Source organism: Arthrobacter sp. Soil782, from assembly GCF_001428435.1.
GTDB classification, from domain to species: domain Bacteria; phylum Actinomycetota; class Actinomycetes; order Actinomycetales; family Micrococcaceae; genus Arthrobacter_D; species Arthrobacter_D parietis.
Genome location: NZ_LMSO01000001.1, coordinates 126,561 through 139,090, shown reverse-complemented (window position 1 = coordinate 139,090; position 12,530 = coordinate 126,561). Strand labels below are relative to the sequence as shown.

General features: G+C 64.0%; 10 protein-coding genes and 1 pseudogene. 7 read left to right on the top strand and 4 right to left on the bottom strand.

What is annotated here, in order from left to right:
- Window positions 1-120 precede the first annotated feature (120 nt).
- On the top strand, window positions 121-1,428 hold the full coding sequence (locus ASH00_RS00655) for a serine/threonine-protein kinase (RefSeq protein ID WP_056543622.1): 1,308 nt from the start codon (window positions 121-123) through the stop codon (window positions 1,426-1,428).
- 480 nt (window positions 1,429-1,908) lie between these two features.
- On the opposite strand, the gene ASH00_RS00650 is transcribed toward ASH00_RS00655, so the two are convergent.
- Window positions 1,909-2,265: a hypothetical protein gene (locus tag ASH00_RS00650; RefSeq protein WP_056543620.1), complete on the bottom strand. Its 357-nt coding sequence runs from the start codon at window positions 2,263-2,265 to the stop codon at window positions 1,909-1,911.
- A 69-nt stretch (window positions 2,266-2,334) separates the two neighbouring features.
- Here ASH00_RS00650 and paaI point away from each other — a divergent pair, with 69 nt between their 5' ends.
- The 4 genes from paaI to ASH00_RS00630 all read left to right on the top strand — a co-directional run bounded on the left by paaI (window position 2,335) and on the right by ASH00_RS00630 (window position 5,795).
- Window positions 2,335-2,811: a hydroxyphenylacetyl-CoA thioesterase PaaI gene (paaI, locus tag ASH00_RS00645; protein WP_056543617.1), complete on the top strand. Its 477-nt coding sequence runs from the start codon at window positions 2,335-2,337 to the stop codon at window positions 2,809-2,811.
- Complete coding sequence (paaK, locus tag ASH00_RS00640; RefSeq protein WP_056543609.1) at window positions 2,808-4,139, top strand: phenylacetate--CoA ligase PaaK; 1,332 nt, start codon at window positions 2,808-2,810, stop codon at window positions 4,137-4,139. Before paaI ends, paaK begins: the two co-directional genes overlap by 4 nt.
- A gap of 54 nt (window positions 4,140-4,193) precedes the next feature.
- Window positions 4,194-4,799 (top strand): TetR/AcrR family transcriptional regulator, encoded by a 606-nt coding sequence (locus tag ASH00_RS00635; RefSeq protein WP_056543605.1) that lies wholly within the window; start codon window positions 4,194-4,196, stop codon window positions 4,797-4,799.
- Window positions 4,800-4,988: 189 nt separating this feature from the next.
- Window positions 4,989-5,795, top strand: a complete 807-nt coding sequence (locus ASH00_RS00630) for a type IV toxin-antitoxin system AbiEi family antitoxin domain-containing protein (protein ID WP_056543602.1) — start codon at window positions 4,989-4,991, stop codon at window positions 5,793-5,795.
- An 82-nt stretch (window positions 5,796-5,877) separates the two neighbouring features.
- Here the strand turns inward: ASH00_RS00630 and paaZ are convergent, their stop codons facing one another.
- The gene (paaZ, locus tag ASH00_RS00625; RefSeq protein ID WP_056546423.1) at window positions 5,878-7,962 is read right to left on the bottom strand and encodes a phenylacetic acid degradation bifunctional protein PaaZ; all 2,085 of its coding nucleotides are present in this window, start codon (window positions 7,960-7,962) and stop codon (window positions 5,878-5,880) included.
- 168 nt (window positions 7,963-8,130) lie between these two features.
- Between paaZ and ASH00_RS00620 the strand changes: the two genes are divergently transcribed.
- Window positions 8,131-8,481: a PaaI family thioesterase gene (locus ASH00_RS00620; RefSeq protein WP_235563186.1), complete on the top strand. Its 351-nt coding sequence runs from the start codon at window positions 8,131-8,133 to the stop codon at window positions 8,479-8,481.
- A gap of 2 nt (window positions 8,482-8,483) precedes the next feature.
- On the opposite strand, the gene ASH00_RS00615 is transcribed toward ASH00_RS00620, so the two are convergent.
- On the bottom strand, window positions 8,484-9,233 hold the full coding sequence (locus ASH00_RS00615; RefSeq protein ID WP_056543596.1) for a tyrosine-protein phosphatase: 750 nt from the start codon (window positions 9,231-9,233) through the stop codon (window positions 8,484-8,486).
- A 74-nt stretch (window positions 9,234-9,307) separates the two neighbouring features.
- On the opposite strand from ASH00_RS00615, the gene ASH00_RS00610 reads away from it, so the two are divergent.
- Window positions 9,308-10,153: an SGNH/GDSL hydrolase family protein gene (locus ASH00_RS00610; protein WP_056543594.1), complete on the top strand. Its 846-nt coding sequence runs from the start codon at window positions 9,308-9,310 to the stop codon at window positions 10,151-10,153.
- 815 nt (window positions 10,154-10,968) lie between these two features.
- Here ASH00_RS00610 and ASH00_RS00600 read toward each other — a convergent pair.
- Window positions 10,969-12,339 (bottom strand): annotated as a pseudogene (locus ASH00_RS00600) (ISL3-like element ISPfr2 family transposase).
- Window positions 12,340-12,530: the final 191 nt, after the last annotated feature.

Genomic DNA, 12,530 nt, shown 5'->3' with positions numbered 1-12,530 from the left:
ACTTCGGTGCCGGGGCTCCGAACACTCCGTATGGACACTTCAGGCGCGCCGGGAACCCGGCGCCCGGCCCCGGGTTCCCGGCGCCGGGCGGGGACAGCCCGGCGTCGGTATAGTTGAAAGATGGACAGCAAGAGTGCCGGATCGGCACATGCTGCAACGACGGTGGGAGAACCAGGCTCCCAACCCGACCTCGGCTTACCCCAGGTCCTTGGCGGGCGGTATCGGCTGGATGCCCTCCTCGGTCAGGGAGGCATGGCCTCGGTGCATCAGGCGCGGGATGAAGTGCTTGACCGGGATGTGGCCATCAAGGTGTTCCACACCGGTTCGATCAGCCCCGAGGATGAAGCTCGCCAACGGGCGGAAGCCCAGATTCTGGCGGGGCTGAACCACCGCAATCTGGTGACCGTTTTCGACATCGGCACTGACACGGTTGACCTGCACCGCCGGACCTTCCTCGTGATGGAGTTGATCAAGGGTGAGGATCTTCACCGGGCCAACTTCCATGCTCCCCTCACTGCGGAAGAGACGCAGGCCATGGGGAGGGGCGTGGCCGAGGCTCTGGCCTATATCCATAGTCAGCGGGTAATCCACCGCGATGTGAAACCGGCCAACATTCTCCTCGGTACCAGCGGCAATCCACACCGGACCGAGCATCCCAAGCTCACGGATTTCGGCATCGCCCGCCTCGTGGAAGAAGCTCATCTGACTGCGACGGGGCAATCCGTCGGTACCGCCGCCTACTTCAGTCCGGAACAGGCGGAAGGTCTCGGGGCCACCGCTGCCAGCGACATCTACTCTCTCGGCCTGGTGCTGCTCGAGTGCCTCACAGGTGAAACGCCTTTCCCTGGTCCGGCAGCAGCGTCCGCCGCCGCACGCCTTCACCGTGACCCGGTGATCCCGGCGCAACTGGATAGCGGCTGGGCCCGGCTCCTCCGCGCTATGACGCACCGGGATCCGGCGGCCCGGCCATCGGCGGAGGACGTTTCCCGCGCACTGGGTTCTCCGTCTGTGACAGCGGGCGGAATGGGCGGACTCCGCAAGGACTCGCCGGAAGCATCGGAACCTCCCACAGAGCAGCAGGAACGCATCCGGCAGGACCCGCAGCCGACCACGGCGCAGCAGCCGGTGCAGGAGCGGCCCGGGCCCGCGCTGCATGCACCTGACGACGACGGCGGCCCGGAGGACGACGATGAGTGGCACGGCCATGCCGCGACAGCTGCCCCCGCAGCTTCGCAGGGACGGAGAAAGCCTGCGGTGCTCCGTTGGGCGTTGATTGCACTCGCAGCGGTGCTGGCGCTCTTGATTGCGGCGGTCATCCTGGTGCCCGCCCTCATGCCAGGAGCTGGTTCCGAGACGGTCGACTACCCTCCGGCCACAGGAGAACTCGGTGAACTGCTGGAAGATCTACAGGAAAGCGTGACCCCGTGAGGACCAGAAGAACCCGCCTGGGCGCTGCAGCGGCAGCGCTGAGCCTGACGCTTTTGAGCGGCTGCAGTCTCGCTCCGGATTACGGTGCTGCCGCCTCGCGACAGTTACAGGCCGACGTTCTGGAGGTCACGGCATTGTCCGTCGACGGAGATTTCGCAGCGGCACTGGATGCGCTGGATGCTCTCGGTACCCGGTTGGCAACGTTGGGTTTCATCGGCGCAGTCGAGCCTGCACAACAGCAGGAGATTGAAGAAGCGATTGCCAATCTCCGAGCGTACTTCGAACGCAGGTTGAACGACCGTTCCGCTCCGACTCCGCCAAGGGACCCCTCGACGCCAACACCGGAGCAAACAGAACTCCAACCGACGCAACCGACGCCGGGTCTGGTACCGCCGCCCGTACCTGTGCCGGTCCCCGTTCCCGCTCCGATTCCCGATCCGGAACCGGATACGTCGCGTGAGCCGGTGCCGGATCCCGCATCTACTCCCTCGCCCGTGACTGATCCTGCTCCAGACCCAGGGCGGGGACAGGCTCCACCTCCTGAGCTTGCGCCACCACCCACCGGACCCGCCCCGGTCGAACCTCCACCTCCAACGACGCCGGCGCCCGCTCCGCCCTCTCCCGAACCTTCAGGGCCGGCCGTGCCTGAACCTCCGCTCCCCTCCGCACCCGCCGTCGGACCACCAACCACTCCGGCACCGCCGGCAAGCCCCGCACCACCAGCAAGCCCTGAACCACCAGGGTGACCGGACCCGCCCGCGCCGCCGGGAGACTGACCCCACCCGGCGGGTTTGCAGCGACTCCCTGCCGGTACCTCGCGCGCCACAATGCCTTCATCTGCTTGACAGTCGAGGCGGTTCCGGTATTACCTAATGAACGATCGGTAAATAATTCTGAGAGGCCTGTATGAAGGACACTGACGTCCGCCCTGCGCACCCTATCCTCGAACAGGACCACGCCTCCCGCTGGATGGGAATCGAAGTTCTCCGTCTCGCTGACGGGCATGCGACCATCACCATGCGACTGCGCGAGGAAATGCTCAACGGCTTCGGGATTGCTCACGGCGGAATGGTTTTTGCCTTCGCGGATTCGGCCTTCGCGCTCGCCTGCAATCCGCCAGGTGAGACGGAAACGATCACGGTCGCATCCGGCGTCGACATCAATTTCCTTGCCCCCGCCTTTCCGGGCGATGTGCTGACCGCGGTCGCTGACCGAAAAGCCTCTGCCGGCCGGAGCGGCCTCTACGACATTGCGATCACTGCCGCGAACGACGACGGCGACACTCGTCTGATTGCCGAGTTCCGCGGCCGGTCGCGAACCGTTCCCAACAAAACCGGCCGCGATGCTTCAGCCACGAACCAGCCCGAGAAGAGGACACCATGAGCACCACGGCCATCAAGGCGACAGCAGCGGATGCAGGCACCTTGGATCCCGAGGAGAGCTATGACCGGGGGCGCATTGAGGAACTCCAGCTCGAGCGGCTGCAGTGGACGGTGAAGTACGCGTACGAGAATGTGGACCTATACCGCCGCAAGTTCGACGACGCCGGAGTCCACCCTGAGGACCTTCGCGAGCTTTCCGACCTGGCCAAGTTCCCTTACACCACCAAGGAGGACCTCCGGCAGACGTACCCCTTCGGGATGTTCGCAGTTCCGCAGGAGCGTGTGGCCCGCATTCACGCCTCCTCGGGCACCACCGGACGTCCCACGGTCGTCGGTTACACCTCCGGGGATCTCGACCGGTGGGCGTCGCTGGTTGCGCGGTGCCTGCGGGCCAGCGGCGTCAAGAAGGGCGACAAGGTCCACAACGCCTACGGCTACGGGCTCTTCACGGGTGGGTTGGGGGCGCACTTCGGAGCAGAGAAGCTCGGCTGCACCGTTATCCCGATCTCCGGCGGGCAAACCGAACGCCAGGTGCAGCTCATCCAGGACTTCGAGCCGGACGCCATCCTCAGCACTCCCACCTACCTGCTCACCATCCTTGACGCGATGGTCGCAGCCGGCGTTGATCCGAAGGGTACCTCCCTCAAGACCGCAGTGCTGGGGGCGGAGCCCTGGACTGACCGGATGCGCACGGAACTTGAGCAGCGCATGGGATTCGACGCGTGCGACATCTACGGGCTCTCCGAGGTGATGGGGCCTGGCGTCGCGGGTGAATGCGTCGAGACGAAGGACGGCTCACACATCTGGGAGGACCACTTCCGGCCCGAAATCATCGACCCTTTCACCGACGCAGTCCTCGACGACGGCCAGTCGGGTGAGCTTGTCTTCACCTCGCTCACCAAGGAAGCGCTGCCCATAATCCGGTACCGCACGCATGACCTGACTCGACTGCTTCCGGGCACCGCCCGGCCCGGTATGCGGCGGATGGACCGAATCACCGGACGCAGCGACGACATGATCATCCTGCGGGGCGTAAATCTCTTTCCTACGCAGATTGAGGAGATTGCCCTTCGCATTCCTGCGCTCAGCCCGCATTTCCAGCTGGAGCTCACGCGCCCTGAGGGGCAGCGGATGGACCAGTTGACTGTCCGCATCGAGCCGCGCGAAGGCGTGAGCGCCGACGACGCTGCTGCTGCAGCGTCCGAGCTGAGCAAACAGATCAAGATCCACATCGGGTCAAGCTGCGCGGTATCCGTCGTCGAGAGCGGTTCCCTGGCACGCTCAAGCGGGAAGCTAAAGCGCATCTATGACCTGCGGCCGAAGCTCTGATTCCGGGATAGCCGGCGTTTATGCTGACCGAACGTTCATGCGAAAATAACAGCTATGCCTACTTCACAGGCCGCTACCCGCCGCGGACGTCCCGGATACGACCAGCAGACCGTTCTTAACATCGCCGTCGATGTCTTCAACCGGCATGGCTATGAGGCCACGTCGATGGGCGTTCTCGCTGAGAACCTGGGCATCAGCAAGTCCGCGATCTATCATCACGTGCCTTCGAAAGGCGATCTGCTGCGCCTCGCACTGGACCATGCACTAGGAGGCCTCGAAGCCGTACTGACGCACGCGCATGCAACGTCCGGCAAGGCGGACCAGCGGCTCGAGTACGTGCTGCGCGGCACTATCGCCGTGTTGACCGAGCGCCTTCCCTTTGTGACTCTCCTGCTGCGGCTGCGCGGCAATACGGAGGTTGAGCGCGAGGCCCTCGAACGCCGTCGTGCGTTTGATCACCACGTGGCGTCCCTGGTTGAGGCTGCGCGGTCCGAGGGCTCCATCCGTAAGGACATCGATCCGCGGACCACAACGAGGCTGCTGTTCGGCACGATCAACTCAGTGGTCGAGTGGTACAAGCCCGGGGGTCCGCTGACGCCCCAGAAGCTCGCCGACGACGTCATCGCCATGGTGTTTGAGGGCCTGCACCACCACGCCTGAGGCCGGCCACACCACGCCCTCCTCGTCGGGATATTCCGGCGCGCCTGCCGCGAATCCCACCCACATGCGTCGTCCGCTGGGAATAAGCAGCCCAATCCCAGCAGTCTCACCCGGTCGCTGGGAGCAGGGGTTATCCACATAGCCGTCCGAGTTCATCCGCACCCCATGCGTCCCGGGCAGTCTGGAAGCATGGACATTGTCGCAGCCCTGCAGATACAAGGAGGAGTTGCGCGCCGAGGTACTCTGCTCGCCCAGGGTGTCCCCCGTCAGCGCATTGACGAAGCTCTATCCACACAGCGTATTCTGCGGCCGGCCCGAGGCGTCTACGCACTTCCGGGGTCTGCCAGTGCACTGGTCAGCGCTGCCTGCGCGGGAGCCGAGCTTGCCTGTATCACCGCTGCGAAACACCTAGGGTTATGGGTGTTCCGGGAACCGACATTTGTCCATGTGACCGTTGACCACGGCCGGCCGCTTGAAGGAGTCTTCCGGGTCCATCGCCAGGTCAAGCCGCTGTCACTTGCGGATATCTGCGTGCAGAGCATGAGGTGCCTGCCGGAACTGGATGCGCTCTGCATTGTTGAGTCCGCCGTGGTCCAGAAGAGGGTCTCCCTCGAACAGCTTCGCGCTTCTGCAACCGGCGCCCGCGATGCTCCCTTGCGCCGGATCATCGGACTGGTTGATCCTCATGCCGAGTCCATTCTTGAGACAGTCGCACGCTACCGCCTCGGGGAGGAGGGTCTTCACGTCAGCTCGCAGGTCTACATCCCAGGTGTCGGGCGGCTTGATCTTTTTGTTGAAGGGATTCTGGGAATAGAGGCAGACGGTCGGGAGCACCACAGCGGTCACAAGGAGTTCGAAGAGGACCGCCGGCGGTGGAACCTGCTCACGGTGAAGGGCATCCCGATCCTGCGTGTCAGCGCGAAATTGATCCTACGGGAGCCCGACTCGTTCATTCGGTTAGTCCGGCAAGGCCTCGCTTCCCGAAAATCCCAGTGAAACGTCCATCCGGGTGGGACTGGACCGCCGTGTCCCACTCAGTTGGGGCACCCAGTGGGATAGGCGGTCCGGGCCGGCGGGGCTACTTTTCCACGAGGGTCAGGACGTCGTAGGTCGCCACGATCTCGTCATTCTGGTTGGTGAGCACCGCATCCCAGGACACCTCGCCGTACTCCTCGTCCTCGCGCGGCGTGATGCGCTTGGCCGTAAGGGTCACGCGGATCGAGTCACCGGCAGCAACGGGAGTGATGAACCGCAGGTTCTCGAGGCCGTAGTTCGCGAGGACGGGCCCCGGAGCAGGTTCCACGAACAGCCCGGCTCCCCAGGACAGCAGCAGATAGCCGTGCGCAACTATGCCCGGGAAAAACGGGTTCGCGGCCGCAGCTTCCTCATTGGTATGCGCGTAGAACTTGTCGCCGGTCTCATTGGCAAACGCGGTGATGTCCTCAAGCGTCACCTGACGCAGGTCCGAGCGCACCGCATCCCCGATCCGCAGCGTCGCAAGGTTCTTCCGGAACGGGTGCTCTTCATCGAAGTTCCGGTCCGCGCCGGTGTGCCAGACGCCGGTAATCGCGGTCAGCATGTTCGGCGATCCCTGCAGGGCTGTGCGCTGCATGTGGTGCAGCACCGAGCGGATGCCGCCGAGCTCCTCGCCGCCGCCGGCACGCCCCGGCCCGCCATGCACCAGGTGCGGCACAGGCGAACCGTGTCCGGTGGAGGAACGCGCATCCTCCCGGTTCAGCAGCAGAACGCGGCCGTGGTGAGCCGCAATGCCCATCACCAGTTCGCGTGCAATGGCAGGATCGTTGGTGCAGACTGTCGCAACCAGCGACCCCTCGCCCATGGCAGCGAGCCGCACGGCATGGGCCGTGTCGTCATATCCCACCACCGAGGCAACCGGGCCGAAGGCCTCCACCGTGTGAAGTTCAACCGCGTCGGAGTTCTCCCAGGTCAGCAGCATCGGCGCCATGAAAGCGCCGCCCTCGGCAACGTCCACGGTGCCGTCCGCGTGCGTGACCCGCGGGGAATCGAGCGTTCCGTAGGCGAGTTCGCCGCCCGCTGCCAGCATGGTCTCGACGGCGGCGCGGACGTCGCGCATCTGCGCGACCGACGCGAGCGCACCCATGGTGACGCCCTCGGCACGCGGGTCACCGAGCGTGATGCGCTGCTCAATGCGGTCGCGGGCGGCAGCAACGACGTCGAACACCCGCGCCTTCGGAACCAGCGTGCGGCGGATACTCGTGCACTTCTGGCCCGCCTTCACCGTGATCTCGGTGACGAGGGACTTGATGAACGCATCGAACTCCGGAGTGCCGGGGACGGCGTCCTCGCCGAGGATCGCGGCGTTAAGGGAGTCGGTCTCTGAGGAAAAGCGCACACCGCCAGTGGTCACGTTGTCATGGGACTTCAGCTTGTTAGCCGTCGATGCGGATCCGGTGAACAGCACCAGATCGCGGTAATCGAGGTAATCCAGAACGTCGCGGGCAGGGCCGGAAATGAGCTGCAGCGACCCGGCGGGCAGAATGTTCGACTCGATGATGAGCTTCACGACGGCGGCCGTCAGATACCCGGTGGGCGTTGCCGGCTTCACTATGGTCGGCACGCCGGCCAGGAACGCCGGAGCAAGCTTCTCCAACATGCCCCACACCGGGAAGTTGAACGCGTTGATCTGCACCGCGACCCCGGGGATGCGGGTGTAGATGTGCTCGCCGAGAAAAGACCCGTCCTTCGAGAGAACCTCGACCGGCCCGTCGATGACAACCTGCGAGTTGGGCAGTTCCCGCCGACCCTTGGAACCAAACGTAAACAGGACGCCGATGCCGCCGTCGATGTCCACCATGGAGTCCACCTTCGTGGCCCCGGTCCGCGCAGAGAGCTCGTAGAGGTGCTCACGCTGCCCGTTCAGAAACTGCGCGAGCGCCTTGAGCTTCAGTGCGCGTTGGTGGAACGTAAACTTCCCGAGTTCACTCTGGCCGGTGGTCCGGGCGTAATCGACGACGTCGGCAACGTCCAGCCCGCTGGTGCTCACCATGGCAAGCAGTTCGCCGGTGCTGGCGTCCCGTACTTCAGTGGCGTTGTCTTCGGACAGCGTGTGCTGGTCCGGGGTCCACCAGGCGTCGCGGATGAAGCTGGGGACAATGTCCACGCTGAGGGCGGTCGTAGTCATCGTTGACCTTTCGCGTTTGGGGAGCTCAAGAAACATGACAAACATTACTGAACGTCCGTTCGGTAATATGTCCAGAGTACATGAACGCACCATCCCTACACATCCCACAAGGAGCCTTCAGTGAGCGGCGAACCCTGGCAGATTACCCTCGGCGAACTTGACGAGAAGATGGGCGTGAAGATCCTCGAACAGTCCGTCGAGCGGGTCGTTGCGACCATGCCCGTAGAAGGTAACCGGCAGTCCTTCGGCCTCCTGCACGGCGGAGCGTCGCTAGCGGTGGGTGAAGCCGTCGGCTCCTGGGCCGCCGTCATCCACGCGAGTACCCTGGGCAAGACCGCCGTGGGCGTGGACGTCTCCGCGACCCATCACAAGTCCGCGCGCAACGGCACCATCACCATTACCGCCACTCCCATCCATCTCGGGCGCACCCTCACCACGCACGAAGTGCTGCTGACCAACGACGACGGCGGCCGCCTCTGCACCCTGCGCATCACCAACCTGCTGCTTGAGAAGGAATAGCGCTAAAACGTCAACTTCGCGCGGACCGCGTCAAGCTCCCCCTGCGACAACCCGGCGTCACGGAGATACGCCTCGGCGTCGAGACCGTCCAGCAGCTCCAGTAGATGAGCCCGGGTGTGCATGACCCACTCGTGCAGCTCCTCCGGCGACTTCGGAGTCTCGTGCGGCTTCTCCTGCGCGAGATGGTGTTCGTTTATGCCGTGCACGGCGAGCGCATAGTCGTCGGCAATGTCCTCGTGGTCGACGCCCGCGAGCGCGAGCAGCACCGCGGTCACCATGCCGGTGCGGTCCCGCCCCGCAGCACAGTGCACGACGACGGCGCCCTCGGACTCCGCCACTGCCCGCACCACTGCGGCGATCTTCTCCGGCCACCGGCGCAGGTTTTCCCGGTAGTACTCGGGTGAGTTCAGATAGGGCCCCACCAGCTGCATGAACTCCTGATCGGATTGGTCCTCGGTAGGACAGTTCACTACCTGAAACCGGTCCAGGACGGCGGTGTTCAGAACCGGATCCGTTTCCCGTCGCCCACGTTCATCAGGGTTTCGAAGGTCAACAACAGTGCGGATGCCGTCGTCGTACGCTTGCTGCCAACCGGCGTCGGTGAGCCATTCGTGGCGGCCCATCCGGTACAGCCGACCGGCCTTGATGTCAGGGCTGACGCCACCGAGGTCCCGTGCATTCACGGCACCGTCCCACGGAACGCTCCGGTGCTTGCCGTTTCGGTGCAGGTGGTCCAGATCAATCGAAGCCATGGCTCAGGGTAACAAGCGGCACGGCGCGCCGATTCGCTCTATCCGGCACCCCGGTTCAGGAGTATGTTGATGCGATGAAACTTCTCCGAATTGCGGCCAGCGCGGTCATGACTGCTGCCCTGGTGGCCCCTGCATCAGCCTCTGTGGCAGCGCCCCCGTCACCTCTGAACTACGTCGCCGTCGGCGATTCCTATGCCGCAGGATTTGGTACCGGCTCCTATGTCAACGCATGCGGACAATCCCCATTAGGGCTGCCCGCCCTGCTCGATGAGCGTAAGCAGATCGAGTTGACCGCTAATGCGACCTGTTCCGGTGCGCAAGCAGCGAACGTTCCACTGGACCCCAATGATCCCGACGATGTAGATGTACCAGATCTTCCGGTGCAGATCGCAGGTCTCGTCGCGTTTGGCAAAGTCGGACCACAGACGGACCTGGTGACGGTTTCCGCAGGCGGCAATGACCTGGATTTCGGCGGCATAGTCCGGGTGTGCGCCACCCAGGACGTGGCGGTGTGTGCCAACGCCATCGAAGTCCGGGTCGTCGGGGCAGAGACGACCCTCGCCGATAACCTCGACTCCCTTTACGCCCAGATTGACGCTGCCGCGCCCAAGGCGCAGGTCATTGTCACCGGTTATCCGCATCTCTTCTCGCCGGAATTCGGGAACACGCCACTCCTTTCCCTCGAGGCGCAGGAGCTGTTCAACGACGGCACTGACGCGCTGAACGAGATTATCGAAGATCGCGCAGAAGAGGCAGGGTTTGAATTCGTCGACGTAACCAAGAGGTTCGACAAGCACGGCATCGGTTCACCACAGCCGTGGATCACGTTCACCGGTTTCACTGCGATCGACGATCTTCACCCGACCGCGAAGGGTTACAAGTCCGGCTACCTTCCGGAGGTGCGCAAGGCGATCGACTAGAACGCCTGCCTGAATATCCGGATTGTGGTGTTCGAAGCTGATGGATAAATGATTCATTCGAAGTGCGACTTCGTATGCAAGCCGGGAGGCGCCGAAGCTGAGGGTCGCTCCACGTCTCAGCGGGCAGAACCGCTCACCAGCCTCTACCCAGTGGTCTGCTGATCGCACGATGAGATGCTTCAGAGCCGGGTGGACAACAACAATCTAGTGGGAGTCCACCAGCCTTGGACCGCGGTCTGGGAAGACGCAACGCCGTCGCACGCGGCTTCAACCGTCCCAAACATTGCCGTGGGATCGCCGCCCACTACGACGAATAGGCGACCATGTTCTACGGCGGCGGACTGCTCACCGCCGTAATCGCATTCCACCTGGTCCGGGATTAGCAGACATAACCCAGAGCCAATCCCGTACATCGCTCAATACCAGCACTCTGCTCATATTGGAACCACGTGTTCTGAAATTGAGAATAAATTAGGCATATTGCTCGATCGCGACAACATCCGTGAGAGCTTGGACCTTGTCAAGGTGACATCCGCCTTAGTTGGGGAAATAAGAAGGAAAGTTGTCTCAGAGTATGAAAAAACTGCACAAACATTAGGGGTACTTGGACTGAGCCTGGCGGTCGCCACGTTCGGAACCGTGAGCGCCTCAGCTGCACCCTCGCCGGAGGATAAGATCGCCAACTTAATTGAAAAGGTCGCACCCGATCAAAGGCAAGTCGTTGATACTGGTGACACTATGCCCGGCGCTCTCAGCCTGAGCGCGTCAAACCCAGCGGCGCCGATAGAAGTACCCGTAACCGGCGGATCGTCCCTTCAGATTGGGATGCCAAGCAACGTCGACGTCGCTGCTGGCGAAGGCTCATCCCAATCGGGGTGTAGGAGTTGGGGTTTGAAGCCGCCGGTCTCGAGCAGGCGTCGGGCGATGTAGTTGGTCAGGTTGCGGAACCCGAGTGCGGAGCCGCGCAGGTGTTCGAGCCGTCCGTTGAGCGCCTCGGTCGGCCCGTTGCTGGTGCCGGGTCGTTCGAAGTAGGCGAGCACGTCAGCGGCTCGCTTCTTCAGGGTCCGGCCCAGGGTGGTGAGCTCGGTGAGCACCTTGGGGACGCCGGCGCTGAGGTCGGTGATCAGCTTCTCCATGAGCTCGCGGCCACGTTGCCGGTCCTCGTGGCGATAGGCGGCGATCATGCGCTGGTAGACACCCCAGGCCGCCTCGACCTCGACGTGAGCGTCATCAACGAACAGCGCGCGTAGCCTGTCGCTCTGCTTGTCGGTGAGCAGGTCCGCGCCGGTGTGCAGCGTGCGCCGCGACTTGTAGAGCGGGTCGTCCCTGAACTCACGGTGCCCGTGGATCGCGAGTTGGACCCGGCGCCGGCACCTGTCGAGGGCGTCACCGGCCAGGCGCACGACGTGGAAGGGATCCATCACCGTGACCGCGTCCGGGATCTCCTCTGCAGCGGCGGTCTTGAACCCGGTGAAGCCGTCCATCGCGACCACCTCGACCGCGTCACGGAAGGCGTCGTCGCGGTCGGCGAGCCAGGTCTTGAACGCCGCCTTCGACCGGCCCTCGACCATGTCCAGCAGCCTTGCTGGGCCTGCGCCATCGCGGACCGGGGTGAGGTCGATGATCACGGTGACATACTTGTCGCCACGCCTGGTGTGGCGCCAGACGTGCTCATCGACGCCAATGACCTTCACGCCCTCAAACCGCGTGGGGTCGTTGATCAGCAGCCGCTTGCCTTCAGCCAGGACCGCGTTGTTGGCGGTGTCCCACGCGACCCCGAGTCCCTCGGCGACACGGGCGACGGTGAGGTGTGCGACCACGATCCCTTCCAGCGCCCACCGCAACCCGGTGCGCGAGAGCTTCGCGCGTGGCTCCGCCGCGGCGCTGGTGTCTTGGCGCCACACGTGTCCGCAGTCGGCACAGCGGTAGCGGCGCACTACAACTTCCAGCACGGTCGGTCGTCAGCCCAGCGGCTCGTGGGCCAACCGCCGGATCACGGTGTCACGAGCAGCGCCTTCGCTGCCGCACCATCGGCACCACTGATCTGGTTCCACCACGCGGCACGCGAGGACCGCACGATCCGGTTCAAGTCGTTGTCCGGTCACGCTCAGACCGAGGCCGTCGAGTCGAGCGAAGACGGTCAGGTCAGGGCGGCCGAAGCCGGCCGGCGGGGTAGCGTCGGACACGTCGAGGTCTTTCGGATGGATGGCGTAGGAACCTCCGTCGTCGGGAGACCTCGACGTCTATCTGCGGACCGACGCGCCCGGCCGACCTACACCCCATCTGGGAAGAGCCCGCAAAGCCGACGTGATTAGGTCGTCGGTTCGATTCCGACAGGCGGCTCCGGCGAACAGCCCCTGACCTGCGCAAACGCAGG